This is a genomic window from Lachnoclostridium sp. Marseille-P6806, assembly GCF_900625025.1.
In the GTDB taxonomy this organism is placed as follows: domain Bacteria; phylum Bacillota; class Clostridia; order Lachnospirales; family Lachnospiraceae; genus CAG-791.
Genome location: NZ_LR130580.1, coordinates 78160 through 103844, shown reverse-complemented (window position 1 = coordinate 103844; position 25685 = coordinate 78160). Strand labels below are relative to the sequence as shown.

The 25685-nt window shown below is 58.7% G+C and carries 26 protein-coding genes; 24 read left to right on the top strand and 2 right to left on the bottom strand.

Going from position 1 to position 25685, the window contains the following annotated elements:
• Positions 1–54: 54 nt before the first annotated feature.
• The 3 genes from lepB to E0E20_RS09275 are packed head-to-tail and all read left to right on the top strand — an operon-like array spanning position 55 to position 2690.
• On the top strand, positions 55–642 hold the full coding sequence (gene lepB, locus E0E20_RS09285) for a signal peptidase I (protein WP_130837934.1): 588 nt from the start codon (positions 55–57) through the stop codon (positions 640–642).
• 14 nt (positions 643–656) lie between these two features.
• Positions 657–1526 (top strand): ribosome biogenesis GTPase YlqF, encoded by an 870-nt coding sequence (gene ylqF, locus E0E20_RS09280; protein ID WP_130837933.1) that lies wholly within the window; start codon positions 657–659, stop codon positions 1524–1526.
• On the top strand, positions 1527–2690 hold the full coding sequence (locus E0E20_RS09275; protein ID WP_130837932.1) for a ribonuclease HII: 1164 nt from the start codon (positions 1527–1529) through the stop codon (positions 2688–2690).
• A 61-nt stretch (positions 2691–2751) separates the two neighbouring features.
• Here E0E20_RS09275 and E0E20_RS09270 read toward each other — a convergent pair whose 3' ends face one another.
• Positions 2752–3954, bottom strand: coding sequence for a ribose-phosphate pyrophosphokinase (locus E0E20_RS09270; RefSeq protein WP_130837931.1), 1203 nt, complete (start codon positions 3952–3954; stop codon positions 2752–2754).
• 193 nt (positions 3955–4147) lie between these two features.
• Here E0E20_RS09270 and der point away from each other — a divergent pair, with 193 nt between their 5' ends.
• From der to tyrS, 4 genes are all read left to right on the top strand, one after another.
• Positions 4148–5497 carry a ribosome biogenesis GTPase Der gene (gene der, locus E0E20_RS09265; protein ID WP_130837930.1) on the top strand — a complete coding sequence of 450 codons (1350 nt, stop codon included), beginning with the start codon at positions 4148–4150 and terminating at the stop codon, positions 5495–5497.
• 17 nt (positions 5498–5514) lie between these two features.
• Positions 5515–6222, top strand: a complete 708-nt coding sequence (locus E0E20_RS09260; RefSeq protein WP_130837929.1) for a glycerol-3-phosphate acyltransferase — start codon at positions 5515–5517, stop codon at positions 6220–6222.
• Entirely contained in the window at positions 6222–7232 is a 1011-nt protein-coding gene (locus tag E0E20_RS09255) for an NAD(P)H-dependent glycerol-3-phosphate dehydrogenase (protein WP_130837928.1), read from the top strand. Before E0E20_RS09260 ends, E0E20_RS09255 begins: the two co-directional genes overlap by 1 nt.
• 84 nt (positions 7233–7316) lie before the next feature.
• Entirely contained in the window at positions 7317–8546 is a 1230-nt protein-coding gene (gene tyrS / locus E0E20_RS09250; protein ID WP_130837927.1) for a tyrosine--tRNA ligase, read from the top strand.
• 80 nt (positions 8547–8626) lie between these two features.
• Here tyrS and E0E20_RS09245 read toward each other — a convergent pair whose 3' ends face one another.
• Positions 8627–9181: a hypothetical protein gene (locus E0E20_RS09245; protein WP_130837926.1), complete on the bottom strand. Its 555-nt coding sequence runs from the start codon at positions 9179–9181 to the stop codon at positions 8627–8629.
• A gap of 245 nt (positions 9182–9426) precedes the next feature.
• On the opposite strand from E0E20_RS09245, the gene ilvB reads away from it, so the two are divergent.
• The 17 genes from ilvB to rpmB all read left to right on the top strand — a co-directional run bounded on the left by ilvB (position 9427) and on the right by rpmB (position 25619).
• The gene (gene ilvB / locus E0E20_RS09240; protein WP_130837925.1) at positions 9427–11067 is read left to right on the top strand and encodes a biosynthetic-type acetolactate synthase large subunit; all 1641 of its coding nucleotides are present in this window, start codon (positions 9427–9429) and stop codon (positions 11065–11067) included.
• Between the two features lie 48 nt (positions 11068–11115).
• Complete coding sequence (gene ilvN / locus E0E20_RS09235) at positions 11116–11604, top strand: acetolactate synthase small subunit (RefSeq protein ID WP_130837924.1); 489 nt, start codon at positions 11116–11118, stop codon at positions 11602–11604.
• Between the two features lie 118 nt (positions 11605–11722).
• Complete coding sequence (ilvN, locus tag E0E20_RS09230) at positions 11723–12256, top strand: acetolactate synthase small subunit (RefSeq protein ID WP_130837923.1); 534 nt, start codon at positions 11723–11725, stop codon at positions 12254–12256.
• 108 nt (positions 12257–12364) lie between these two features.
• The gene (ilvC, locus tag E0E20_RS09225; RefSeq protein ID WP_130837922.1) at positions 12365–13390 is read left to right on the top strand and encodes a ketol-acid reductoisomerase; all 1026 of its coding nucleotides are present in this window, start codon (positions 12365–12367) and stop codon (positions 13388–13390) included.
• 160 nt (positions 13391–13550) lie between these two features.
• On the top strand, positions 13551–14810 hold the full coding sequence (leuC, locus tag E0E20_RS09220) for a 3-isopropylmalate dehydratase large subunit (protein ID WP_130837921.1): 1260 nt from the start codon (positions 13551–13553) through the stop codon (positions 14808–14810).
• A gap of 129 nt (positions 14811–14939) precedes the next feature.
• On the top strand, positions 14940–15428 hold the full coding sequence (gene leuD, locus E0E20_RS09215; RefSeq protein ID WP_130837920.1) for a 3-isopropylmalate dehydratase small subunit: 489 nt from the start codon (positions 14940–14942) through the stop codon (positions 15426–15428).
• A gap of 12 nt (positions 15429–15440) precedes the next feature.
• Positions 15441–16184 carry a tetratricopeptide repeat protein gene (locus E0E20_RS09210; protein WP_130837919.1) on the top strand — a complete coding sequence of 248 codons (744 nt, stop codon included), beginning with the start codon at positions 15441–15443 and terminating at the stop codon, positions 16182–16184.
• Complete coding sequence (gene ruvA, locus E0E20_RS09205) at positions 16181–16792, top strand: Holliday junction branch migration protein RuvA (protein WP_130837918.1); 612 nt, start codon at positions 16181–16183, stop codon at positions 16790–16792. The genes E0E20_RS09210 and ruvA overlap by 4 nt, the downstream gene beginning before the upstream one ends.
• Positions 16793–16839: 47 nt before the next feature.
• On the top strand, positions 16840–17847 hold the full coding sequence (ruvB, locus tag E0E20_RS09200; RefSeq protein WP_130837917.1) for a Holliday junction branch migration DNA helicase RuvB: 1008 nt from the start codon (positions 16840–16842) through the stop codon (positions 17845–17847).
• An 87-nt stretch (positions 17848–17934) separates the two neighbouring features.
• Positions 17935–18333, top strand: coding sequence for a cell division protein ZapA (locus E0E20_RS09195; RefSeq protein ID WP_130837916.1), 399 nt, complete (start codon positions 17935–17937; stop codon positions 18331–18333).
• A 152-nt stretch (positions 18334–18485) separates the two neighbouring features.
• Positions 18486–20732: a peptidase U32 family protein gene (locus E0E20_RS09190; RefSeq protein ID WP_130837915.1), complete on the top strand. Its 2247-nt coding sequence runs from the start codon at positions 18486–18488 to the stop codon at positions 20730–20732.
• A gap of 36 nt (positions 20733–20768) precedes the next feature.
• On the top strand, positions 20769–22166 hold the full coding sequence (locus tag E0E20_RS09185) for an FtsW/RodA/SpoVE family cell cycle protein (RefSeq protein WP_130837914.1): 1398 nt from the start codon (positions 20769–20771) through the stop codon (positions 22164–22166).
• Positions 22163–23626 carry a peptidoglycan D,D-transpeptidase FtsI family protein gene (locus tag E0E20_RS09180; protein ID WP_130837913.1) on the top strand — a complete coding sequence of 488 codons (1464 nt, stop codon included), beginning with the start codon at positions 22163–22165 and terminating at the stop codon, positions 23624–23626. The genes E0E20_RS09185 and E0E20_RS09180 overlap by 4 nt, the downstream gene beginning before the upstream one ends.
• 42 nt (positions 23627–23668) lie before the next feature.
• A complete protein-coding gene (locus E0E20_RS09175) occupies positions 23669–23980 on the top strand; it encodes a hypothetical protein (RefSeq protein WP_130837912.1) in 312 nt (103 codons plus the stop codon).
• A gap of 23 nt (positions 23981–24003) precedes the next feature.
• The gene (locus E0E20_RS09170) at positions 24004–24939 is read left to right on the top strand and encodes a hypothetical protein (RefSeq protein ID WP_130837911.1); all 936 of its coding nucleotides are present in this window, start codon (positions 24004–24006) and stop codon (positions 24937–24939) included.
• Complete coding sequence (locus tag E0E20_RS09165) at positions 24923–25339, top strand: GerW family sporulation protein (protein WP_130837910.1); 417 nt, start codon at positions 24923–24925, stop codon at positions 25337–25339. Before E0E20_RS09170 ends, E0E20_RS09165 begins: the two co-directional genes overlap by 17 nt.
• 94 nt (positions 25340–25433) lie before the next feature.
• A complete protein-coding gene (gene rpmB, locus E0E20_RS09160) occupies positions 25434–25619 on the top strand; it encodes a 50S ribosomal protein L28 (protein WP_130837909.1) in 186 nt (61 codons plus the stop codon).
• Positions 25620–25685 lie beyond the last annotated feature (66 nt).

Here is a 25685-nt window from a genome sequence, read left to right as displayed (position 1 = left end):
TGTAAGGTGCGGCGGTTTTGTGTTGTCCGGAGGGAGAAGCAGAGAGGAGAGACGATGCGGAGAAAGAATCAGGGGCTCAGCTTTTATGAAAGAAAACGCAGACTGAATTCGGGAATTTTCCGGGAGATCCTGCTTTGGATCGTCTATACGGCCGTGGCGGTCCTGCTGGGGGTCGTTTTTGTGATCTGCTTCGGATTTCGCATATTGGTCATCGGACAGTCCATGGAGCCTCAGCTTGTGAATGAGCAGAACGTTCTGATCGACAGGGTGATGCATCGCCTCACCGGCATTCACCGCGGCGATGTCATCGCCTTTTATCCCGGGGGAAACACCGGAGCGCATCCTTATGTCAAGCGGGTCGTGGGCGAGCCGGGAGACGTCATTCAGATCATCGACGGCGAGCTGATGGTAGGGGGTGTTCCGGACGTCTCTTCGGGGAAATATGATAAAATGGAAGACGCCGGCATTGCTGCGGAGGCGATTCATCTGCAGGACGGGGAATATTTTGTGCTCGGCGACAACCGCAACAACAGCGAGGACAGCCGTTCGGCGGGAATCGGCGCGGTGACGGAGAGTTCGATTCTGGGGAGGGCGTGGCTGTCTCTTCCGGAGGGGGATTCTGGCATGGGCCGGATCCGATAAGCATGAGGATTATTATGCAGAATTTGAACTGGTATCCGGGGCATATGACCAAGGCAAGGCGCATGATGCAGGAGCAGCTCGCTCTGGTGGATCTGCTGATCGAGCTGGCGGACGCCCGTGTTCCGGCGGGAAGCCGCAATCCCGATATAGCGGCATTGTGCGGCAGCAAGCCGCGCATCCTTGTTCTGAATAAGGCGGATCTGGCGGATCCGGTCCGCACCGAGCGCTATGCCTCTGCGCTCCGTGAAACGGGGCAGTTGGTGCTGATCATGGATGCGCGTACCCGAAAGGATACGGGGGGCGTAAGGCGCGCAATGGAGGAGGCCTGCCGGGCGAAAATCGAAAGGGACAGGAAGCGGGGCATCCTGAACCGTCCGCTTCGCGCCATGGCGGTGGGAATACCGAATGTGGGAAAATCCACGCTCATCAACACGCTTGCGGGGAGAGGCTCTGCCAAGGTCGGAAACCGGCCCGGGGTCACGAAGGGCAAGCAGTGGATCAGTCTGGGCGGAACCATGCAGCTCCTCGACACGCCCGGGATACTCTGGCCCCGCTTTGAGGATCCGGATATCGGCGTGCGCCTCGCGCTCATCGGCTCGATTTCGGACGATATTCTGGACATCGGCGGGCTGGCGTCGCGCCTGATCCGCTACCTTACGGCGAAATATCCGGGAATCATGGAAAGACGGTATGCCGGAGAAAACGTCCGTTTTCCCGTGATTGAGGGGGAGGATCAGACGGCGCATCTGAGGGCGGTGGCTATGGTGAGGAATCTCTGGAAAAAGGGGCAGGAGCCCGATCTTGCACGGGCGGCCGCGCTGATTATCGACGATTTCCGGAGCGGCCGTCTGGGACGCATTTCTCTGGAGGACGGGAGCATATAGATGGAGACGATTCGGGAAATCCGGGAACGGTTTCAGGCGGCATCGGAGAATGAGCTGCCGCTTCTCATTGAACAGTACGGCGAAGACGGACGGAACGGAGTGCGGGCGCTTGCGGCGCGCGCCGGAAAACGCCTTGCGGAGGCGGAGCGGGAGAGAAAAAGAGTGGCGGACATGCGGGCCTTTGAGCTCCGCGCGGCGTCGGGCTATCTTACCACGGGCTTTCTCTGCGGCATCGACGAGGCGGGGCGAGGACCTCTGGCGGGGCCTGTGGCGGCCGGCGCGGTGATTCTCCCCCCGGATCATGAGCTGCTCTATCTGAATGATTCCAAGAAGCTGTCCGCGGGGAAGCGGGAGGAGCTCTATGACGTGATCACCCGGGAAGCAGTGTCGTGGGCCGTCGGCTTTGCCGATCCGGGGCGCATCGACGAAATCAATATCCTGCAGGCGAGCTATGAGGCCATGCGCAGCGCGCTTTCCCGTCTTGATCCGCAGCCGGAGGTGCTTGTGAACGATGCGGTGCGGATTCCCGGCGTCTATCTGCCGCAGGTCCCGGTGGTGAAAGGAGACGCGCTCTGTCTTTCGGTCGCGGCTGCGAGTATTCTGGCAAAGGTGGCAAGGGACCGTATTATGCAGGAGTACGATCTCGAATTTCCGGAATACGGCTTTGCGGAGAATAAGGGCTACGGCTCTGCGCGGCACATCGAAGCGCTGAAAAAATACGGCCCCTGTCCCATACACCGCCGGTCGTTCATCCGCAGCTTTACGGCTCCGGATTCGGCCTATGCGGGGAAAGGCCCTTGGGGCAGGAATCTCCGCGCGCTCGGAACCGGACAGGAGGAACGCGCGGCGCAGTATTTGCAGGGAAGAGGACTGGCGATTCTGGAGCACAGCTTCCGGACCGGACAGGGCGAGATCGACCTGATTGCCCGGGAGGCCGATGGAACGCTGGTATTTGCGGAGGTGAAATACCGCGGATCAGATCGCTTCGGCTGCGGCGAGGACGCCGTGAATGGCACGAAGCAGAAAAGAATCAGCAGGGCGTCGGATGTGTACCGGGCAGTACACGGACTGCCGGAGAGCGAGTCCTGCCGCTATGATGTGATCGCAATCGACGACAGCGGGATCCGCTGGATCCGCAATGCCTTTCCGTACAGAGGAGTATGATGCTGTGATCCATGCGGAGCGCCGCCGCGGCTGCAGCCGCCTCCGGTTCGACCGAGAGGCCTTATATTTCGTCGACAAGGCTCCGGTTGCTGTTGTAGGCGTCGAGAATCTCGTGGATCTTGTCCGTGGGCGTGGTGACATTGCTGATCGAGGCATCGTGGTTGAAATAGTCGATGATCGTCGCAAGGTATTTGCTCATATCCGCAGCGGAGAACCAGCGGCGGGAGGCGAGAGCGGGGTTGAGGTAGCTTAAGTTGGTGCAGATGACTCTGTCGAACCAGCGGTTTTCATATGCTTCGTCAAAGCGCGCGAGACCATCGGTGAAGAGGCCGAACGTGCAGCAGATGAAGACGCGCCGAGCGCCGCGCTCCTTGAGCTGTCTCGCCGTATCGAGCATCGAGCCGCCGGAGGAAATCATGTCGTCGATCACGATGACGTCGCGCCCCGTGATGTCGGAGCCGAGAAACTCGTGGGCGACGATCGGATTTTTCCCGTTTACGATGAGAGAGTAATCACGGCGCTTGTAAAACATGCCGGTGTCCGCCCCGATGACGGAGGCGAAGTAGATCGCCCGCTCCATGGCCCCCTCGTCGGGGCTGATGACGGTGATGTGATCCTTGTCGATGATGAGATCCTTTTCGCTGGAAAGAAGCGTGCGCAGGAACTGATAGGGGGGCAGGAAATTGTCGAAATTGGTGAGCGGCGCCACGCTCTGGATCCGGGGATCGTGTGCGTCAAAGGTGATGAAGTTGGTGATTCCCATATCGACGAGCTCTTTCAGCATCATGGCGCCGTCGAGAGACTCTCGGCCGCTCCTCTTGTGCTGGCGTCCCTCGTAGAGGAAAGGCATAATGACGGAAATGCGATGTGCTTTCCCGTTGATCGCGGCAATGACGCGCTTGAGATCCTGAAAATGATCGTCCGGCGACATGCGGTTGGTAAAGCCGCGCATCCGGTAGGTGAGAGAGTAATTGCAGACATCCGCGAGGATCATGATATCCTTGCCGCGGACAGACTCGGGCAGAACGGCCTTGGCTTCGCCGGAGCCGAAGCGGGGCGTGGGAGCGCTGATCTGATAGCTCTCCCGTACATAATCGCGAAAAGCGGGATCCTTTTTGGTGATGCTGTGATCCGCCCTGCGGAAATCGCAGATCCAGTGATCGACGGAGCGTCCGAGCTCCGCCGCGGAGGGAAGAACAATCAGGCCAAGAGGCGCGGCCGGAAGTAATCTTTCAAGTTGCTCGTGAAGCGGTTTGTCGGACATGTCTGACCTCGTAATTAAGAATATTTGCGGAGGGGCCCGCCCATGGGGCCGCTCCCCATTATACGTGCAAAACGCGGCGCGGGCAAGGGGAAAACCCGGAGCGCAGAGCTTGAAGAATCTGTTTTTTTTCGATAGAATGAACCTGTTTTATATCTGCGGGAGGCAGAACGTTTTGTGACAGTATGAGGTTTTTATGAGCAAAAAGAAATCCAGACCCATCGTCGCCGTCGTCGGCCGGCCGAACGTGGGCAAGTCCACCCTGTTTAATGCGCTGGCAGGGGAAAATATTGCGATTGTCAAGGATACGCCCGGCGTGACGCGGGACCGGATCTATGCGGACTGTGCGTGGCTGAATCATGAGTTCACACTGATCGACACCGGGGGCATCGAGCCGGATTCCAAGGACGTCATTCTGTCCCAGATGAGAGAACAGGCGCAGCTTGCGATTGATATGGCGGATGTGATTCTGTTCATGACGGATGTGAAAACCGGTATGATGGACGCGGACGGCAAGGTGGCGGATATGCTGCGCCGCGCGCACAAGCCGGTCATTCTGGTCGTGAACAAGGTGGATCGCTTCGATGTGATGACGCCGGATGTCTACGAATTTTACAATCTCGGCATCGGCGATCCTTTCCCGGTTTCCTCGGCGAACCGTCTCGGCATCGGCGATCTGCTTGACGAGGTGGTGAAGCACTTCCCCGAGCCGAAAGAGACGGAGGAAGAGGATACGCGCGTCCGCATTGCAATCGTCGGCAAGCCGAATGTCGGCAAATCCTCGATCATCAACCGTCTGATCGGCGAGAACCGCGTGATCGTCTCGGACATTGCCGGGACGACAAGGGATGCCATCGACACGGCGGTGATGCACGGTGGGCAGGAGTATATCTTCATTGACACGGCGGGACTTAGGAGAAAGAACAAAATCAGGGAGGAGCTGGAGCGCTATATGATCGTCCGCACGGTGGGCGCCGTGGAGCGGGCGGATATCACGGTTCTTGTCATTGACGCGAAAGAGGGCGTCAGCGAGCAGGACGCAAAGATTGCCGGCATTGCGCATGACAGGGGCAAGGCGGTCATCATCGCGGTCAACAAGTGGGATCTGATCGAAAAGGACAATCACACCGTCGGGGAATTCACGGAAAAAATACGCAGAACGCTCTCGTTTCTGAGCTATGCGGAGATCCTGTTCATCTCCGCCGAGACGGGGCAGCGCCTCGGCAGGCTCTATGATCTCATCGACACGGTCTCGGCGAATCAGAACCTGCGTATTCAGACGGGCGTGCTCAACGAGATCATCACCGAGGCGGTTGTGATGCAGCAGCCTCCGTCGGACAAGGGGCGGATGCTCAAGATTTATTATGCGACGCAGGTCGGCGTCAAGCCGCCGACGTTTGTCATGTTCTGCAATGACAAGGAGCTGTTCCATTTTTCGTACCAGCGTTATCTGGAGAATCAGCTCCGGGCGACTTTTGGCTTCAAGGGCACGCCGTTAAAGATCATTGTCCGCGAACGCGGCGAAAACGGCGCGGGAAGAGACTGAGCGCGGAAAGGATCGTTATGGTCAGATTGTACTGTCTTCTTATAGGATACTTGTTCGGTCTGTTTCAGACGGCCTATCTGTACGGGCGGCTCCTGGGGATCGATATCCGGAACTATGGGAGCGGCAATGCCGGGACGACCAATATGCTCCGGACGCTGGGAACCCGCTCCGGCATCATTGTCCTCGCCGGGGATATGCTCAAGACGGTTCTGGCACTGTGGATCACGGCGCTGATCTTTGGAGAGCGCTATCCGGATCAGATCTATCTGCTTAAGATGTGGGCGGCGATCGGCTGCATCATCGGGCACAATTATCCGTTTTATATGAAGTTTCACGGAGGCAAGGGCGTCGCCGTCACGGCGGGCTTTCTCTGCGGCTTCCACTGGTCCTATATTCCGGTGGGCTTTCTCAGCTTTATGATTCCGTGGCTCTCCACCCACTTTGTGTCGCTGGGGTCGCTCTGCATGGTGACGGTGTTTTATATCCAGCTGATTGTGATGGGACAGTGCGGCGGCTATGGCGCGGCATCTGTCGGCACACGGCTTGAGATGTATCTTCTCGGCGCGCTGATCACCGGACTGTGCTGGTTTCAGCACAGGGGCAATCTCAAACGGCTCCGGAACGGCAGCGAGCGGAAGACCTATCTGGGCCGGCGGAATCATGCGGCCCTTTCCGAAGAGGATCTGGAAAAGCTGAAAAGCGAACGCGGTAAGAAAGGAAAATAATGGCTGATATCGGAATAATTGGCGCGGGAAGCTGGGGAACGGCTCTCGCATACCGGCTGGCGGGCAACGGGCACCGCGTGTCCGTGTGGTCGATCGATCCGGCGGAGTGCGAAATGATAAACCGGGACCACGAGCAGAAAGTAAAGCTTCCGGGGACGCTGCTGCCGCACACAGTGCAGGCCTCGGAGGAGCTCCGCCCCGTCATGTCGGACAAGGATATGCTGGTTCTCGCCGTGCCGTCCCCCTTTACGCGGGCGACGGCGAAGCGCATGGCGGAGTTCTGCAAGTACGGTCAGCTGATTGTCTCTGTGGCCAAGGGCATCGAGGAGGACAGCCTGATGACTCTGTCCGCCATTATCGGGCAGGAGATCCCGCAGGCGAACGTTGCGGTTCTGTGCGGGCCGACGCACGCCGAGGAGGTCGGAAGAGGGATTCCCACGGCGATTGTCGCCGGTGCGGCGGACGAAAAAACAGCAAAATATATACAGGATATTTTCATGAATGAGGTGTTCCGCGTCTACGCCTCGCCGGATGTTCTGGGGATGGAGATCGGCGCGGCTCTCAAGAATGTGGTGGCGCTGGGAGCGGGGATTGCCGACGGTCTGAGCTACGGGGACAACACCAAGGCGGCGCTCATCACCCGCGGCATTGCGGAGATCACAAGGCTTGGCACGGCAATGGGCGGACACCCGGAAACCTTTGCGGGGCTCACGGGCATCGGCGATCTGATCGTGACCTGCGCCTCCATGCACTCGCGCAACCGCAGGGCCGGCATCCTCATCGGGCAGGGCAGAACGCCGCAGGAGGCGATGCGCGAGGTACAGCAGATCGTCGAGGGTGTCTATTCCGCGAAAGCGGGGAAGCAGCTCGGGGAAAAGTACGGCGTTTCGACGCCGATTATTGATGAGGTTTACGCGATTCTGATGGAAAACAAGCCGGCGGCGGAGGCGGTGCGGGATCTGATGCTCCGCGACCGCAAGACGGAGATTTCACAGGAGTGGACCGCCTAGAGCGGTCTGTGTCAGGGTGCGGCGGATACGTCCTCCGCACAACAGGGTTCGCAAGCTATTACAGAGATGCAAGGGAGGATTTGAATGAAAATTTATGAAGAGCTGCAGCGCCGGGGGCTTCTGGCACAGCTTACGGACGAAGAGGAGATATGTGAGCTCATCAATGCGGGAAAGGCCACGTTCTACATCGGCTTCGATCCCACGGCCGACTCGCTCCATGTGGGTCATTTCATGGCGCTCTGTCTTATGAAGCGCCTGCAGATGGCAGGCAACCGTCCGATCGCCCTTGTGGGCGGGGGGACCGCGATGATCGGCGATCCGTCCGGCCGTTCCGATCTGCGTCAGATGATGACGACGGAGACGATTGATCACAACGTGGAGTGCTTTCAGCGGCAGATGAGCCGCTTCATCGAATTCGGCCCCGGCAAGGCGCAGATGGTCAACAACGCAGACTGGCTCAGAAATCTGAATTTCATGGATTTCATGCGTGACATCGGACCGTGCTTCTCCGTGAACGACATGCTCCGGGCGCGCTGCTATGTGAACCGCCTCGAGCAGGGGCTGTCCTTTCTGGAGTTCAGCTACATGCTGATGCAGAGTTATGACTTCCTGAAGCTCTATGAGGACTACGGCTGCAATATGCAGTTCGGTGGCGACGACCAGTGGAGTAATATGCTGGGAGGCACGGAGCTGATCCGCAAAAAGCTGGGCAGGGACGCCTACGCCATGACCATCACGCTGCTGCTGAAGCACGACGGAACCAAGATGGGAAAGACGAGCGGCGGCGCGGTCTGGCTCGATCCGGACAAGACCTCCCCCTATGATTTTTACCAGTATTGGAGAAACATCGACGATGTCGATGTGCTGAAATGCCTGCGGATGCTGACATTCCTGCCCCTTGAGGAAATCGACGAGATGGACCGCTGGGACGGAAGCCGGCTGAACGAGGCCAAGACTATACTTGCCTCGGAGCTCACCACGCTGGTGCATGGCGAGGAGGAGGCGAAGAAAGCGAAAGCCGGCGCGGAGGCACTGTTCTCCGGCGCGGTGGACATGAATTCCGAGCATCTGCCGACCGAGACTCTTGCCGAAGAGGATTTTCAGGAGGACGGAACCATTGATATTCTCGCGGTTATGGTGAAGTCCGGACTTGCCGGAACCCGGTCGGAGGCGCGCCGGAATGTGGAGCAGGGCGGCGTCACGGTGGACGGAGAGAAAGTGAGTTCCATCCGCGAGTCCTATACGAAAGAGCAGCTTCGGCAGGGAATTCTCGTGAAGCGGGGAAAGAAGAGCTTTAAGAAAGTCGTATTGTAAGTGTGTTTTTGTGAGAGTTATACAGACAGCCCGGGCAGAGCATATCAGACAGGTGCTTCTGCCGGGCTGTTTTTCTGCGTTTATCCGGGGGCCGGGGCGGTTCCCGGGTCAGCGGCCTCCGATTCGGAGACGGGTTCCGAATCGATGACGGTGACGCCCTCCGGAATGACTCCGTGGAGCAGGGAGGCCATATAGCCGATGCGGACGCCGGCCGCCTCATAGGACTGCATGGCGCGGTCGTAGGCCTCCGGGTCATAGGCCTCACCCTCAAAGGCTGCATGGAACTGCGTTTTTGCCTCCTCCATGCAGGAGGAAGCCTCCTTCGCCATGTTCCTCACATTCTCAAATTCCGCAGGGGGCTCCGCCTCCGCGGCGCTCCGGCAGCACTCGTCCATCCGGCCGATCACCGCAAGGAGCCTTGTCTCAGCGTCGTCTGCGGAGACATCGATGGAGGAAAATTCCGTCTGGCATGCCGAGAGCTCGTCGAAAAAGCCTGTCATGGCCTCCCGGTAGGCCGCAATGTCCTCCGGCGGCTCCTCCCCGCCGCAGGCGGCGAGAGAGACGGCGAGAAAAAGCGTAAAAAGCGCGGACAGGAGCTGCGCAGGACGGAATGAACAGAATCTGTTATGCTTCAAGGTGTGAAATCTCCATATGAAATTTCTGTATGAAATCGTCGATTCTCAGAATATTCTTTATACCGGCTTACTTTAGCACAGCCGGGGGCGCACGGCAATCTTTTCCGCCTGCGGAGGAAGCCGTCCCGCTGTCTGTGGCGACCGGAAAGAAACAGATGCCAATTTGCGGTCAACTGTGCTAGAGTAAATACAATTACGAAAGGAGCCGGTATGTTCATGCAGAGAAAGCCCGGAGGAGGAGCATAATGAACGGTGCGGATGCGGCAGTCAGATGTCTTGAGGCGGAGGAGGTCGAGTATGTCTTCGGCTATCCCGGCGTAGCGATTTGTCCTTTCTATGACAGCATACTGAATACGGAGATACGGACGATTCTGGTCCGGCAGGAGCAGAATGCGGCGCATGAAGCCAGCGGATACAGCCGGATCTCGGGAAAGGTCGGCGTCGTCGCCGTCACAAGCGGCCCCGGTGCGGAGAATCTGATCACAGGAATTGCCACGGCCTTTGCCGACAGCATTCCCATGGTCTGCATCACCGGGCAGGTCGACACCGGGCAGATGGGCTCGGACGTGTTTCAGGAGGCGGATATTTCGGGCGCGGTCGAGTCCTTTGTAAAATACAGCTACATCGTCCGGCGGGCTGCGGACGTGTCCCGCATCTTCCGCGAGGCCTTTTACATCGCGAATTCGGGACGAAAGGGGCCGGTTCTCATTGACTTTCCGGCGGATATCCAGAAAGAGACGCTGAGCCGGTTTTCCTATCCGGAAACGGTCTCCATGCGCACCTATAAGCCCACGGTCAGCGGCAACATGGTGCAGATCCGTAAGGTGGCAAAGCAGCTCGGAGAGGCGGAGCGGCCGATCATGTGCATCGGAGGCGGCGTACATCTTGCCGGGGCAGCGGAACAGGTGCGGGATTTTGCAGAACGCCACGGAATCCCGGTGGTCTGCACGATGATGGGGCTTTCCGCCATGCCTACGGAGCATCCTCTGTTTTTCGGCATGGTCGGGAACAACGGACAAGCCTGCGCAAACCGGGCGATGAATGCGGCGGATCTGGTTATTATGGCCGGCGCCCGCGTCGCCGACCGGTCGATCAATCGCCCGGCGGTCATTACAGAGGGAAAAACGCTGGTGCATATTGATGTGGATCCGGCGGAAATCGGAAAGAACGTCGGGCCGAACATTCCCCTCGTCGGAGATATCCGGGCGATTTTTGATGCGCTCGGCAAGGAGGAGCTCACGGCAGACTATACGGCGTGGGCAGAGGAGCTCGGCGGCTTCCGGGAGGAGGAGAGGGAGAGCCGGGCGCTTCGGGAGGAGAGCGCGGCAAAGACGCGGGCTGCCGGAGCGGTGGATCCGAGAGCGTTTATCCGCCGGCTCACCCTTGCCATGGAGAAAGACGGCGTCTATGTCGCAGATGTCGGACAGAATCAGATGTGGTCCTGCTCTTCGGCCGTGATACGGGAGGGGCGCTTCCTCACCTCCGGCGGCATGGGAACCATGGGGTATTCCGTCGGCGCGGCGCTCGGCGCGAAGCTCGCGGCTCCTGCGCGGCAGGTGGTCGCCGTGACCGGTGACGGCGCGTTCCAGATGTCGTTCATGGAGCTGGGCACGGCCTGTCAGTACGGCGTGCCGTTAAAGATTGTCGTGCTTCGGAATGACACGCTGGGACTGGTCCGTCAGCACCAGCATTTTGTCTACCGCGACCGGTATTCCGTCACGGATCTCACGGGAAGTCCCAGACTTGACCGCATTGCGGAGGCGTATGGTATGCGTTATGAGCGTCTGGATATGGAGGTTCCCATGGAGGAGTGTATCCGCGCGTTTCTGGACGCGCAGGAATCCGTTCTTCTGGAGGTGATCGTCGATCCCGACGAGATTGCCTGACGGGAGCGGCGGCAGGGACTGTGCAGGATACTTCGCAGGGGTGAGAATATGAAAAGAATTTATTCCGTACTGGTGGAAAACAAGGCCGGCGTGCTCTGCAAGGTCGCAGGGCTTTTCTGGAGGAGATGCTTCAATATTGATTCGCTGGCGGTCGGAACCACGGACGATCCGGAGATATCCAATATGATCATCGTCAGCAGCGGAGACCGCAGGACGCTGGAGCAGATTGAGAAGCAGCTCAATAAGAAGCTCGACGTCATCAAGGTCAAAACCTACGGCGAAGAGGAGGCGGTCTCCCGGGAACTGATGCTGGTCAAGCTCCGGTACAATCGTGACAACCGCAGGGATATCATGGAGAACAGCCAGATCATGGGTGCGCAGATCATCGATATGTCCAAAAATCTGATGACGATCCAGATCTGCGACACGCCGGAGCGGGTTCAGATTTTTCTCGACACGCTGCGCACGGTCAGCATCGTGGAGATCACGCGGACCGGAACGCTCGCCCTGTCCAAATGCCGCGACGCTTCTCGTTGACACAGGCCTGTCCCGGCGCTATAATCTCGATTAACCCGCCCGTGCTGAGGCGACATACGTCCGCCTCGCACGGACAGAGACGAGGCGGCGCATTGTGGGCGGAGAGGAGGGGACGCCAATGGAAGAACAGCAGGTGAAAAGAGTGGTTCTGCAGCTTCTTGTCGACAATACGTTCGGTATTCTGAGCCGGATCTCGGGCCTGTTCTCCCGCAGAGGATACAATATCGACAGCATCACGGCCGGAGTGACGGCGGATCCCGGGATCACCCGCATCACGATTGTCACGCACGGCGACGACGATATTCTGGACCAGATCGAGAAGCAGGTGGCGAAGCTGGTCGATGTCCGCGACATCCGGCAGCTCCGGCCGGAGGATTCCGTATACCGGGAGCTGGCGATGATCAAGGTGCGCTGCGACGCGCAGCAGAGGCAGGGTGTCATTGCCCTGACGAATATCTTCCGCGCCGGCATCATCGATGTGGCTCCCGAATCACTGATGATCGAGATTACCGGCAATCAGGCCAAGATCGACGCTTTTCTGCGGCTGCTGGACGGCTATGAGATCCTTGAACTGGCAAGAACGGGGATTGCGGGTCTTGCGCGCGGGATAGAGAACGTCGTCTATCTGAGCGGGACGGACCGCGTGGTCTGAGGGAAGGCAGCGCAGACCGCGGCAGGACGAAAGACGGCAGACAGGTTCACAGAAGACAGCTTTACAGAACACGGATCAGAAGACAGATCACAGAGGAGGAAAAGGAAGATGTCGGAAGCAAGGATCTATTATCAGGAAGACTGCAACATGTCCCTCTTGGAGGGGAAAAAGATCGCTGTCATCGGCTACGGCAGTCAGGGTCATGCGCATGCGCTGAATCTTAAGGATTCCGGCATGGACGTCGTCGTCGGTCTGTATGAGGGCTCCCGCTCGGCGGACAAGGCAAGGGCGCAGGGGCTGGCGGTGCTTCCTGTCGGAGAGGCGGTCGCGGCGGCGGATGTCGTCATGGTGCTCATCCCGGATGAGAAGCAGGCGGCCTGCTACCGGAAAGACATCGAGCCGAATCTCCGGTCCGGATCCATGCTGATGTTTGCGCACGGCTTCAATATTCACTTCGGCCTTATCCGTCCGGCGGCTGACATCGACGTTGCGATGATCGCTCCCAAGGCGCCCGGCCACACGGTCCGATCCGAGTATCAGGCGGGCAAGGGCACCCCGATGCTGGTGGCTGTGCAGCAGGATGCCACAGGAAAGGCGCTTGAGAAAGCGCTCGCCTACGGTGCGGCGATGGGCGGAGCAAGAGCGGGGCTTCTCGAGACGACATTCCGCACGGAGACGGAGACGGATCTTTTCGGCGAGCAGGCCGTGCTGTGCGGCGGCGTCTGCGCTCTGATGCAGGCGGGCTTCGAGACGTTGACCGAGGCGGGCTATGATCCGCGCAATGCGTATTTTGAGTGCATCCATGAGATGAAGCTGATCGTCGATCTGATCTATCAGTCCGGTTTTGCCGGCATGCGCTACTCCATCTCCAATACGGCGGAGTACGGCGATTATGTCACCGGCCCCAAGATCGTCACGGAGGAAACAAAGAAGACCATGAAGAAGATTCTGTCCGATATTCAGGACGGAAGCTTTGCCAGAGAGTTCCTGCTGGAAATGAGCGAGGCTGGCGGACAGGTTCACTTCAAGGCTATGCGCAAGCTCCACGCCGAGCATGAGCTTGAGAAGGTGGGTGAGCAGATCCGCAAGCTGTACAGCTGGAATAAGGAAGAGGACAAGCTGATCAATAACTGATCTGCCTTGGAATATCATGAAGAAGAGGCCGTCTACGGGAGCTTGCTCTCCGGCAGACGGCCTCTTTGGTAAAAAGAGCGAAGACTTCTGCTTCCTTACAGAACGGGGAAAGGCGCTTGACCCGCGGCATCTGCGGACCGGCCGCGGAGGGGAGGAAACCATGGGAATGACAATGACACAGAAGATTCTTGCGGCGCACGCAGGTCTTTCGGAGGTGGAGGCGGGGCAGCTGATCGAGGCGGATCTGGATCTGGTGCTCGGCAATGATATCACAGCGCCCGTCGCGATCCGTGAAATGGAAAAATTCCGGAAAGAAGGGGTCTTTGACAGGGATAAGATTGCACTGGTTCCCGATCATTTTGTCCCGGCAAAGGATATCCGGTCGGCAGAAAACTGCAAGTGTGTCCGGGAGTTTGCCAAAAAGAATAAAATCACCAATTATTTTGAGGTGGGGCAGATGGGCATCGAGCATGCCCTGCTCCCGGAGAAAGGCCTGATCGCGCCGGGAGACGTCGTCATCGGCGCGGATTCCCATACCTGTACCTACGGGGCACTCGGCGCATTTTCAACCGGCGTGGGGAGCACCGATATGGCGGCGGGCATGACGACGGGAAAGGCATGGTTCAAGGTTCCGTCGGCCATACAGTTTCGCCTGACGGGAAGTCTTCCTCCGCGCGTATCGGGCAAGGACGTGATTCTGCATATCATCGGCATGATCGGCGTGGACGGCGCGCTCTATCAGTCCATGGAGTTCACCGGCGAGGGCGTCGCCGCGCTCAGCATGGACGACCGCTTTACCATTGCCAATATGGCCATCGAGGCCGGGGCGAAGAACGGTATTTTCCCGGTGGATGAGCAGACGCTTCGCTATGAGAGAGAGCACGGCGCGGCTCCCGGGACGGTCTGTGCGGCGGATCCGGACGCGGAGTACACGCGCGTGATCGACATCGACCTCTGCGCGCTGCGGCCCACGGTTTCGTTCCCGCATCTGCCGGAGAACGCGAGAACCTTTGAAAATATTCCGGATATCCGGATCGATCAGGTCGTCATCGGATCCTGTACGAACGGCCGCATCAGCGATCTTCGGGCGGCGGCGGAGATTCTCAGGGGACGGCATGTCACAGAGGGAGTCCGCTGCATTGTCATTCCGGCCACGGAGCGCATTTATCTGGAGGCGATGGAGGAGGGGCTGCTGCGGATCTTTATCGAGGCGGGCGCGGTGGTCAGCACACCCACCTGCGGCCCGTGTCTCGGAGGCTATATGGGAATCCTTGCGGCCGGGGAGCGCTGCGTGTCGACGACAAACCGGAACTTTGTGGGACGCATGGGAGATGTGAGCTCGGAGATCTATCTTGCGAGCCCTGCGACGGCGGCGGCCAGCGCGGTGACGGGACGGATCACCGATCCTACCGGTTTCTGAATTGATTCCCGCGAGCAATGAGCCAAGTGGGCATGCTTGCATGTCCATTTGGCGAATGCCGCGAGGGTCAAATACCCCGTCTTTTGTGGAGTACAAATACTTAAAAATGCTTCGGCATGGAGGATTGCTATGCAGGCAGCGAACGGAACCGTACTTCGTTACGGGGACAATGTGGATACCGATGTCATCATTCCGGCAAGATATCTTGCGACCGGCGACCCGGCAGAGCTGGCAAAGCACTGCATGGAGGATATTGACCGGGAATTTGTGACAAAAGTGCAGAGGGGCGATATGATTGTGGCAGGGAAAAATTTCGGCTGCGGCTCCTCCAGAGAGCATGCACCGATCGCCATTAAGGCGTCGGGCATTTCCTGTGTGATTGCGGAGACCTTTGCCCGTATTTTTTACCGCAACGCGATCAACATCGGTCTGCCGATTGTGGAATGCAAAGAGGCCTCCGAGAGGATTCATGCGGGGGACCGGGTCCGGGTGGACTTTGATACCGGAATTATTACGGATGAGACGACCGGGGAGACGTTCCGGGGGCAGGCATTTCCTCCGTTCATGCAAAAGATTATCGACTCCGAGGGACTGATCAATTATATCAACAGCAAGTGAAATGGCGGCTTTATGACGGAAGAGTTTTATCAGGCGCTTGATCTGCTTTCGCAGAACGGTAGCGCAGAGGAAATCGAGGAATTTCTGGTTCGGAGTCTCCTCCGTGCGGATAAGGAAAAAAATTACGAGGCGTATGCCGCGGCGGCGGAGGAGATGGTCCGTTTCTACCAGATGACGGGGCAGTTCGATAAGGCGGAGGCGGCATCGAATGATCTGCTTCTTCTGCTGGAGGAGATGGAGCAGGACGACACCGAATATTTTGCTTCCGTGCTGGTGCGCCATGCAAACGGCTATCGGGACGCAGGGCGATATGAGGAGGCCGACCGCTGCTACCGGAGGGCAGGACAGATTCTGGACCGCATTCAGGGCGGCGCGGAGTCCGTCGGAACGCTTTTTTCCAACATGGGAATGAACCATCTGGCTGAGGGCGGATTCTATGAGGCCGAGGCCTGTTTCCGGGAGGCAAATCGCGCGTTTGAGAGCGGCGAACTGTTCCGGAATCCTTACTATGCCTCCAATATGGCCGGCATTGCGGAGGCGCTGTACCGGCAGGGAAGTCCGGCAAAAGCACTTGCGCAGTACGAGCAGCTCAGGGACTTTATCGAGAAGCAGGACGGCAGGGGGAAGAGCTACGCGCTGATCTGCAGGAACTGCGCGGCAGTCTGTGACGGCATGGGCGATGCGGCAACCGCGGCGGAATACCGGGCCGAGGCGGCATCCGTCACGGACGGAATGGAGGGACAGAGCGGGCTATGATTTCGTTTCTGAAAGGCACGATTGACCATATCTCGGATACCGCTCTTGAGCTGGAGGTCGGCGGCGTCGGCTACGAGGTGCAGGTTTCCCCCGCGACAGCGTCGAAGCTTCAGCGCTCCGGTCCGGAGGCGACGGTGTATACTTATACTTATGTGAGGGAGGATCAGATTGCGCTCTACGGCTTTGCCTCACGGGATGAGCTTTCACTGTTCCGCAGGCTGATTACGGTGAGCGGGATCGGACCGAAAGCGGGTCTTTCTCTCCTTTCTGCGATGAGCGCGGACGACCTCCGCTTTGCCATTATGGCGGGGGATGCCCGGACGATTTCACGTGCACCCGGTGTGGGAAAGCGCACGGCGGAACGCCTCATTCTGGAGCTTCGCGAGAAGATCGGCGCGGAGGAGGCGGCGGAGGCCGCCGGGGCGCTGACATCCGGGGAAACGGCCGGAAGCGGAGATATGTCCGGGGACGCGGAGGAGGCGGCCGAGGCGCTCATCGCGCTCGGATATTCCCGGACAGAGGCGCTCCGTGCGGTGCGAAAGGCGAAAGAGAGCGGCGCATCGGGCACGGAGGAGCTGCTGCGGAGCGGCCTTAAGCTGATCCGCTGATTTTTCGCGGGGCCGGCGCTTCGGCTTGCAACGGGAGACAGAGATTCATGGAAAAACGTATGATCGAAACGAGCTTTACGGAGGAGGATGCAGCGATCGAGGGATCGCTCCGCCCGAGACGGCTCGCGGATTATATCGGACAGGATAAAATACGTCAGCATATCAGTATTGCGGTTGAGGCGGCAAGAAAGAGGGGGGAGCCTCTCGACCACGTCCTTTTTTTCGGCCCTCCGGGTCTCGGAAAAACGACGCTCTCCTGCATCATTGCCAACGAGATGGGCGTCGGGATCAAGATCACCAGCGGGCCGGCCATCGAGAAGCCCGGCGACATGGCGGCGGTGCTCAACGGTCTTCAGGAGGGGGACGTCCTTTTTGTCGATGAGATCCACCGTCTGAACAAGCAGGTGGAGGAGGTTCTGTATCCGGCGATGGAGGACTATGCCATCGACATCATGATCGGCAAGGGCTCCTCAGCCAAATCTATCCGTCTGGAGCTTCCGCGCTTTACTCTGGTCGGGGCGACGACGCGGGCCGGGCTTCTCTCCGCACCGCTCCGGGATCGCTTCGGCATGATCGAGAGGCTTGATTTTTACAGTCCGGCGCAGCTTCAGGTGATTCTTCTTCACTCGGCAAAGGTGCTCGGCGTCGAGGTGGAGGAGGACGCGGCGGAGGAGATGGCGCGGCGCAGCCGCGGGACGCCCCGTCTTGCCAACCGGATCCTGAAGCGTGTGCGCGACTATGCGGAGGTTCGCCATAACGGAAAGGTGACGGTAAAGGTCGCCGAGACGGCCATGGACATGATGGATGTGGATCGGGTCGGTCTGGATTATACGGACCGGAAGTTTCTGGATGCGCTTATCGGAAGATTCGGCGGCGGCCCGGCAGGACTGGATACGCTCGCAGCCTCCATCGGGGAGGATGCGGGGACCATCGAGGATGTAGTCGAGCCGTATCTTCTTCAGCTCGGCTTTATCAGCCGGACGCCGCGGGGGCGGGTCGCGTCGGCGGCCTGCTACCGCCACCTCGGTCTTGAAATGCCGGAAGATACAGAATAGAATGATAAGAGAGCCGTTGCAGAAAATCAGTGAAGCTGCGGACGGCGGAGTCTGAAAATGGGACGGCCGGGCCTGTGGGGGGGGAGTATGGAAACACCGAAAAATGACACAAAGGTTGTGATCGGCGGAAAGGTATATACCCTCAGCGGTTATGAGAGCGAGGAGTATATTCAGAAGATCGCCTCGTATCTGAACGGCAAGCTGGAAGAGATGCAGCGGGAAGAGGGATATCGTCATATTTCTCAGGAGCTGCGGAGTCTCCTGCTGGAGATCAACATCGCGGACGACTGCTTTAAGATGAAGCGGCAGATGGAGGCTCTTCGGGAGGAAATGGATGCCAAGGCCAAGGATCTGTACGACTTAAAGCATGAGCTTGTCACGACGCAGCTTAAGCTGGAAACGACGGAAAAGGCTCTCCGCAGGGCGCAGTCCGAAAACGAGGAGAAAGCGAAGAAGATTGTCCGTCTCGAAGCCGGGCAGAAATAACAGAGATAAAACGGGATAAGGGCAGGCGGGGTGCTGTGCGGCAGGACCGGAGCTTCGTAAACTGCGTATCCGTCGCGGGAGCGGCGGGCAGGGAGCGAAGCCGGGATTTTGCAGGCGGCTCCTTTTTGTGTCAGGCGGTAAGGAGTAAAAAAATGGAACACAGAGCGGAGCTTCTTGCTCCCGCCGGAAACTATGACGCATTCCGCGGCGCGGTCAATGCCGGAGCTGACGCCGTATATCTTGCGGGGCGGCGCTTCGGAGCCCGGGCCTACGCGGACAATTTCAGCGATGAGGAGCTGCGGCAATGCCTGCGCGAGGCGCATCTGTCCGGTGTCCGTGTTCATCTCACGGTCAATACGCTCACGCGGGAGAGAGAGCTGGGAGAGCTGATTCCGTTTCTCGCGCCTCTTTGCGAGGACGGACTGGACGGTGTGATCGTTCAGGATATCGGAGTGATGAAAGTGCTTCATGAGGCATTTCCCGATCTCCCGATCCATGCGAGCACGCAGCTGTCTGTTACGACCGCGGATGCCGTGCGCTTCCTTGTCCGGCTCGGCGTAACGAGAGTGGTTCCGGCAAGAGAACTCTCTCTTTCGGAGGTCCGAGCTCTGAGGGAGGAGCTTCCGGTCGAGACGGAGACCTTTGTTCACGGAGCCATGTGCTACTGTTATTCCGGAAAGTGCCTCTTTTCCAGCTTTCTTGGGGGACGGAGCGGCAATCGGGGGAGGTGTGCGCAGACCTGCCGCCTGCCCTACCGCATTCTGGACGAAAAAGGGATTCCGGCGGGACCGGACGCGGGAAAACGGGAATACTATCCGCTGTCGATGCGTGATATGTGCATTCTGGAATATCTTCCGGAGCTCATCGAGGCCGGCATTGACTCGTTCAAGATCGAGGGGCGGATGAAGCGCCCGGAATATGCGGCGGGGGTTACGGCGCTCTACCGGAAATATATGGACCTCTATTACCGTCTGCGGGAGCGGGGCGATGCGTCCTCGTGGAGGGTGGCGCCGGAGGATATGGAGGAGCTGAAAGCTCTCTATCTGCGGACGGATCTCTGCGGCGGGTACTATCACCGAAGCAACGGGCGGGAGATGGTGACCATTTCCGCACCGGGCTACCGCGGCGCGGATGAGGCGCTGATCCGGAGACTGGGCGAGCAGTACGTCCGTCCGATCCGCCGGACGAAAGTGGCGGAGCTTATTACGCTGGAGGCCGGAAAGCCTGCGGCGCTCCGGCTCCGCCTCGGCGGGGAAAATCCGCCCTGCGCCCTCACGGGGGATGTTCTCGCGGAGGGCGATCTTGTGCAGCTGGCGGAAAAGCGCCCGCTTTCCGAGGAGGATATCCGCAGGAGCCTCGGGAAAACCGGCGACACGGTTTTTGCGGCGGAGCGGATTGAAATTCGCCGGTCAGGCGAGGTGTTTCTTCCGGTGCGGTCGCTGAATGAGCTCCGCCGGACGGCGTTTGAACGCCTCTCGGGGGAACTCGAGGCGTGCTGGAAACGAGACGGCGCGGCGCGCCTTGCCGGGCGGCGGAGACTGCTGGCCGCGGACGGAGCGGGAAAGACGGTTTCCCCAAAAAGGCCGCAGCAGGAGAGTGCGGGAGGCGCTTCTGAGAATTTATCCGTAAGGCTCCTTGCCGTTGTGATATCCCGCGCGCAGGCGGAGGGGGCAAGAGCAGGAGGCGCCGATGCAACCGCAGATGACTCCCAGTCCTTTCTTCTCTCGGGAACGGCGGAACTGCTTGCCTTTCCCTATGTTGTCCGGCGCAGAGACGCCGCGTGGATGGATGAGGCGCTGCGTCGTCTTTTGTCCGGAGAATACCGGGGCGCGCTGATTCGCAGCCTTGAGGCGCTGGAATTCTTGCGTTTCCGCGGATATCACGGTCCGGTTTTTGCGGATACGCCGGTCTGCGGCTGGAACCGTGCGGCCATGGAGGTGATTGGGGAGAACGCGGATCACTGTATTCTGCCGCTGGAGCTCAGCGGACGGGAGCTGCGGGAAAGCTTTCCGGAGGGCAGGCATTATGCCGCTGTGTACGGGAGAGTTCCGATGATGATCACGGCGGGCTGCGTCCGGAAGACGGAGAAAAGCTGCCGTCTTGAGGAGAACGGGTTTTGGGCTCTGGAAGATCGGAAAAAGCAGACCTTTCCGGTCCGCACGGTGTGCACGCACTGCCAGAACATCATTTACAACAGCGTGCCCCTTTCGCTCCATAAGGCGTTTGGAGCTCCTCTCCTTTCCGGCTGCCGCGGCTTTGTCATGAGTTTTACGACGGAGGACGGAAGAGAGACGCAGCGGATCACGCGCTCGTTCCGGCGTATGGCGGACGGGGAAAGAGAGGTCGCCGTTCCATTTGCGGCGTTTACCGGGGGACATTTTCGGAAAGGCGTGGAGTGATGGCAGGAGCGTCGGAAAGAAATATGCGGTTCTGATATGCGGACTTATATTCTGGCATTGTCAAAATATGTGATCACAGCCGGTATGCTGGTCTACACGCTGCTGGCTTTTCTCCGACTCGGGTACGGCAGCCGGCGCGGTGAGGGGGCTGGAACCGCTCTCCGGAAGAGCGCGGCGGCTGATTTTTGCATGATTTTTCTCCTTTTTCTTGTGCATGCGGCCGGACTTCTCACGATTTATGCGGCGAGACAGAAGCCGGAATATCTCTTTTTCTGGCTGTTTCAACTGCTGGCGTTTGCTGCGGCTATTGTGCTGTACCGCGCCATTTATCCCGAGGGCAATACTGCACTCTGGCTGAATGTGTGCATGCTGCTCAGCATCGGCCTTGTCATGCTGACCCGGCTGTCCTTTGCAAAGGCGGTCCGGCAGTTCTTCATTGCCGCGGCCGGGATGTCTCTTGCCATTGCAGTGCCGGCGCTTCTTAAAAGGTTTCGTTTTCTGAAGCGTCTCACGTTTGTCTATGCCGGGGCGGGTGCAGCGGCCCTGCTTGCGGTGCTGGTGCTCGGGCAGGTGACGCAGGGCTCGAAGCTCTCGTACAGTATGTTCGGCGTGTCGGTGCAGCCGTCGGAGTTTGTCAAAATTCTTTTTGTGTTCTATCTGGCCTCCGCCTATTATGAGGCGGCAGGGCTCCGCGAGATTCTTCCTGCGGCGGCGGTCTCGGCGGTTCATATTCTGATTCTTGCGGCGTCGAGAGATCTGGGCACGGCGGCAATTTATTTTGTCGCGTATGTGTTCATGACCTTTCTGGCCTCCGGGAAATGGAGGTATCTGTTTCTCGGCATGGCGGCGGGAGGCGCGGGTGCGGCGGCCGGCTTCCGTCTGTTTGCCCATGTCCGGGTCCGGGTGCAGGCGTGGCTCGATCCGTGGAGCGTCATTGATACCATGGGATATCAGATCACACAGTCTCTGTTTTCGATTTCTGGCGGAGGGATTTTCGGAACCGGGCTCACGCGTGGGACGCCGGATAAGATTCCCTATGTGGAATCCGATTTCATTTTCGCCGCCGTCGCAGAGGAGCTGGGGCTGATTTTCGCCGTGTGTCTGATGGCGCTCTGCATCGCAGTTTTTCTTGATATTCTCTGGGTTTCCCTCAATTTCGCGGATCGCTTTTACCGCTTTACGGCGTTCGGCTTCGCGGTTATTTATATTTTTCAGATTTTTCTCACAATCGGCGGGGAGGTGAAATTCATCCCGCTCACCGGTGTGACGCTGCCGCTTATCAGTTACGGGGGAAGCTCGGTGCTCCAGACGATCTTCATGTTCGCCGTTGTGGAGGCAATTTATATTCTTCAGCGGGAAAAAATGCGCTCCTTTGAGCAGCGCTTCGAGAGAGAGGAGGCCGCAGCCCGCAGAGCCGTGGGACGAGGGGGATGAAAGCGCGGGACTGGAAGCCATATGCCGAGGACCGGCAGGCTGAGAAAAAGAGAATACGCGGACAGATTCTGTTTGTTCAATGGCTGTTCATTTCGCTGTTCGCGGCGATGGCGGCGTTTATCTGCATATATGCTGTCCGCAACAGGAAGACATTTTTTGACAACAGCTACAACGGGCGGGAGGCAAAGCTGCTGGCAGAGAATACGCGGGGAAAGATTTTTGCGGCCGACGGACAGGTTCTCGCCGAGACGGTGACGGAGGCTGACGGGAGCGAGCGGCGCCGTTATCCTTTCGGATCGCTGTTTTCTCATGTGGTGGGTTACAGCACCAAGGGGAGAAGCGGTATCGAAAAGGAGGAGAACTACGCGCTTGTTCATTCGGATCTGCCGCTTTCCGAAAAAGCGGCGGCGGATGAAAGGGGAAGCAAGTACCCCGGGAACAATGTTTTCACAACGCTGCGTCCTGAGATCCAGCAGGCGGCAAGCGATGCGCTGGGGATGTACCGGGGCGCCGTGATTGCGACGGATCCCGCAACCGGAGCGATTCTTGCCATGGTCTCCAAGCCGGATTTTGATCCCAATGAGATCGACGTTCGCTGGAATTCCTACCTTGCGGGGGACAGCGCGGAGGGGAGGCTTCTGAACCGCGCGACGCAGGGGATGTATCCGCCCGGCTCGACCTTTAAGCTCATCGATGCCATCGAGTATCTGGAGGAACATCCGGATACGTGGCAGGATTACCGCTATCAGTGCACTGGCACGCTGGAAAAGGCGGGAGGCGCCGTGCATTGTTTCCACTATGAGGTGCATGGCTCCGTGGATCTCGTGGATTCCTTTGCGGAGTCCTGCAACTGCTCCTTTGCGAACCTCGGGCTGGAGCTGGACCGGAGCGCCTATGAAAACACGCTGGAAAAACTGATGTTTGACGGGAAACTCCCGTTCTCCTATCCTTATACAGAGAGCCATGTGTATCTGGACGCCGAGACGCCGGAGAAAGAGGTCATGCAGATGGCGATCGGGCAGGGAGAAACCTCAATGTCTCCTTTTCATCTGCACCTTATCACACAGGCAGCTGCGGACGGCGGTATACTGATGCGTCCGCGCCTTGTGGAGAGCATCCGGACGGCGGATGGCTCCGTGCTGCGGCAGGATATGCCCGAGCCGTATGCCCGTCTCATGAGCGAAAAAACGGCGGCAGAGCTCCGACGCATGATGCAGGCGGTGGTGGAGAGAGGAACGGCAACCAAGCTGTCCGGATTTTCTTATACGGCAGCGGGAAAGACCGGCTCTGCGGAGTACGATCCGGAGGATGAGAGCCGGTCGCATGCGTGGTTCACCGGCTTTGCCCCGGCGGAGAACCCGCAGATCTGTGTGACGGTCATCATCGAGGGCATGGGAAGCGGCGGGGATTATGCCGTTCCCATCGCCAGACGCGTGTTTGACAGCTATTTTGCGAAGTGAAAAGGGCGAACCGCGGCTGCTTGAACAGAGGAAGGAGAGAACGTGCGCTTTTATCGGAAGCTCTATGTGAGTGCCGGGGTCGCGGATCCGGCTCTGACGAAGTGGAGACTCCGCCACCACTCCGTCCGGCTTTCTCTTTATGTGCTTCGTCTGACGGAGGATCGCGGAAGCGTGGAGATTCTGCACAATCTGTTTCTTGAGAGACGCCCGGAGAAGCCGGTGTATATCATCGGTCTTGCCGCGTCGAAGACGGATGCGGTCCGTCTCTATGCGGACATTGTGAAAGAAGCGCTGGAGCACACGGGATCGCCGGATGTCGTGCGCTATCTTTTTCCGCACGGAATCCGGGAATGACGGCGTTTTGCGGGGAGGAAAGCATGCTGTTGTCTGTTTCTGCCGGTTTGAAAGGCGCCGGGATTGTCCTGCTATGGGTTCTGGGCATTCTCATGGCCTTGCTGCTGCTGGCCTTGTTTCTGCCGATACGCTATGAAATCAGGGGGATCGTTGAGGATCCGGAGCCGCATGAGGAGCTGCAGACGGCGCGTCTGCGCGAGAGATTGTCCTTTCGGCTTCGTTTCTCATGGCTTTTCCGCTTTGTGAGCGGCGGCATTTCCTATCCCGGGGATCCGGAGCTTCGTGTACGCGTCCTCGGAATTACGGTATCCCGGACAAGGTGGAGTAAAGAACAAAATCTGAATAAAGAACAAAAGCCGGATAAAGCGCAAAAGCCGGATAAGGAGGCGGCGCCTGCCAGAGGCCCCGGACGCCGCGGAGAGGCCGGCAGCGTCAGGGAAACGGATGCGCCGCACGAGGCGGAGAGTTCGCAGACGGGAGCCGGCGCCGGGAAAACGGGGACGGCGGAGCAGACGCCGCACCGGAGCAGCGCTGCTCTCGGCGTAGCCCGGGTGCGCTTTGGCAGTATGGCGGAGAATATCCGATACTACACGGAGATTCTCCGAAGCGACCGTTTCCGGAGGGCGTTTCACAGAGTCTCCGGACAGCTAAAAAAAGTGCTCCGTATGCTGCTTCCTGTAAAATGGCGGCTTTCCGGGACAGTCGGCCTCGGCGACCCGGAAAAAACGGGACAGCTCCTCTCGGGGCTGGCGCTTCTCTGGCCGTTTATCCGCGGTCATGTGGAGCTTGCTCCCGAGTTTATGGCATACCGCGCGGATGTGCGGGGAGAGGCCGCAGGAAAAATCCGCCTGTTTACCGCGGCGGTCTGTGTGCTTATACTGTATTTTGACAGGGATGTGCGGGAGACGCTCCAGCTTTTCAGAAAGGAGAACAGCGAGAACGATGGCAGAGCAGAATAATCATGTAAAGGGCATTGTCCATTCCATGATGGAGTGCGTCGGAACGGCGCTGGCCTCGCGGACGGTTGTGGGGGAGCCGGTGATCGTCGGCGATACGACGATCATTCCGCTCTCCGACATCACGATCGGATGCGGCGCGGGAGCCGACAATGCGGACAAAAAGGATATGGGGCTTGGCGGATTTTCTGCAAAGCTCTCTCCGAATGCAGTCCTGATTATCCGCGGAGGCAACGTCAGGGTCGTCAATATTAAAACACAGGACGCGATATCGAAGCTGGTAGACCTGATTCCCGACGTTGTGGACCGCTTCGCGGCGGGACGAGGAGAGACGGATGTCATGGGAGAGGACGAGGCGGTGGAGCGCGCTTTCCCCGGGAGAAACGCACCGGCCCGGGACTGAGCAGAAAAAACTGAAATCCGCTTGCAAACGGAATATCCGTTTGGTATCATATCAATGTTGTTCAGCAATCTTGTAAGGTCAGGAGGTGTGGGAAATGGCGAAGTGTGATATCTGTGGAAAAGGCGCTCATTTTGGAAATAACGTCAGCCATTCACATAGAAGATCCAACAGAATCTGGAATTCCAACGTTCAGTCTGTCAGCGTAAAGGTTGACGGCGGCAAGCGCAAGATGCACGTATGCACGAGCTGTCTGCGTTCCGGCAAAGTCGAGCGCGCATAAATCCTGCGGACGGATAGCTATCTGTGGATGAAAAACAGCGGGACTGTCGATTCAGAGCCTTGATTC

Bases quoted from the DNA above. Each gene is read 5' to 3' on its own strand.
- leuD (WP_130837920.1), top strand. From the start codon at position 14,940: ATGCAGGCAGCGAACGGAACCGTACTTCGTTACGGGGACAATGTGGAT.
- E0E20_RS09190 (WP_130837915.1), top strand. From the start codon at position 18,486: ATGGAACACAGAGCGGAGCTTCTTGCTCCCGCCGGAAACTATGACGCA.
- lepB (WP_130837934.1), top strand. From the start codon at position 55: ATGCGGAGAAAGAATCAGGGGCTCAGCTTTTATGAAAGAAAACGCAGA.
- ruvB (WP_130837917.1), top strand. From the start codon at position 16,840: ATGGAAAAACGTATGATCGAAACGAGCTTTACGGAGGAGGATGCAGCG.
- ilvB (WP_130837925.1), top strand. From the start codon at position 9,427: ATGAACGGTGCGGATGCGGCAGTCAGATGTCTTGAGGCGGAGGAGGTC.
- E0E20_RS09270 (WP_130837931.1), bottom strand. From the start codon at position 3,954: ATGTCCGACAAACCGCTTCACGAGCAACTTGAAAGATTACTTCCGGCC.
- E0E20_RS09210 (WP_130837919.1), top strand. From the start codon at position 15,441: ATGACGGAAGAGTTTTATCAGGCGCTTGATCTGCTTTCGCAGAACGGT.
- E0E20_RS09170 (WP_130837911.1), top strand. From the start codon at position 24,004: ATGCTGTTGTCTGTTTCTGCCGGTTTGAAAGGCGCCGGGATTGTCCTG.
- rpmB (WP_130837909.1), top strand. From the start codon at position 25,434: ATGGCGAAGTGTGATATCTGTGGAAAAGGCGCTCATTTTGGAAATAAC.
- ruvA (WP_130837918.1), top strand. From the start codon at position 16,181: ATGATTTCGTTTCTGAAAGGCACGATTGACCATATCTCGGATACCGCT.
- E0E20_RS09195 (WP_130837916.1), top strand. From the start codon at position 17,935: ATGGAAACACCGAAAAATGACACAAAGGTTGTGATCGGCGGAAAGGTA.
- ilvC (WP_130837922.1), top strand. From the start codon at position 12,365: ATGTCGGAAGCAAGGATCTATTATCAGGAAGACTGCAACATGTCCCTC.
- tyrS (WP_130837927.1), top strand. From the start codon at position 7,317: ATGAAAATTTATGAAGAGCTGCAGCGCCGGGGGCTTCTGGCACAGCTT.
- E0E20_RS09255 (WP_130837928.1), top strand. From the start codon at position 6,222: ATGGCTGATATCGGAATAATTGGCGCGGGAAGCTGGGGAACGGCTCTC.
- der (WP_130837930.1), top strand. From the start codon at position 4,148: ATGAGCAAAAAGAAATCCAGACCCATCGTCGCCGTCGTCGGCCGGCCG.
- E0E20_RS09260 (WP_130837929.1), top strand. From the start codon at position 5,515: ATGGTCAGATTGTACTGTCTTCTTATAGGATACTTGTTCGGTCTGTTT.
- E0E20_RS09180 (WP_130837913.1), top strand. From the start codon at position 22,163: ATGAAAGCGCGGGACTGGAAGCCATATGCCGAGGACCGGCAGGCTGAG.
- ylqF (WP_130837933.1), top strand. From the start codon at position 657: ATGCAGAATTTGAACTGGTATCCGGGGCATATGACCAAGGCAAGGCGC.
- E0E20_RS09185 (WP_130837914.1), top strand. From the start codon at position 20,769: ATGCGGACTTATATTCTGGCATTGTCAAAATATGTGATCACAGCCGGT.
- E0E20_RS09165 (WP_130837910.1), top strand. From the start codon at position 24,923: ATGGCAGAGCAGAATAATCATGTAAAGGGCATTGTCCATTCCATGATG.
- ilvN (WP_130837923.1), top strand. From the start codon at position 11,723: ATGGAAGAACAGCAGGTGAAAAGAGTGGTTCTGCAGCTTCTTGTCGAC.
- E0E20_RS09275 (WP_130837932.1), top strand. From the start codon at position 1,527: ATGGAGACGATTCGGGAAATCCGGGAACGGTTTCAGGCGGCATCGGAG.
- leuC (WP_130837921.1), top strand. From the start codon at position 13,551: ATGGGAATGACAATGACACAGAAGATTCTTGCGGCGCACGCAGGTCTT.
- ilvN (WP_130837924.1), top strand. From the start codon at position 11,116: ATGAAAAGAATTTATTCCGTACTGGTGGAAAACAAGGCCGGCGTGCTC.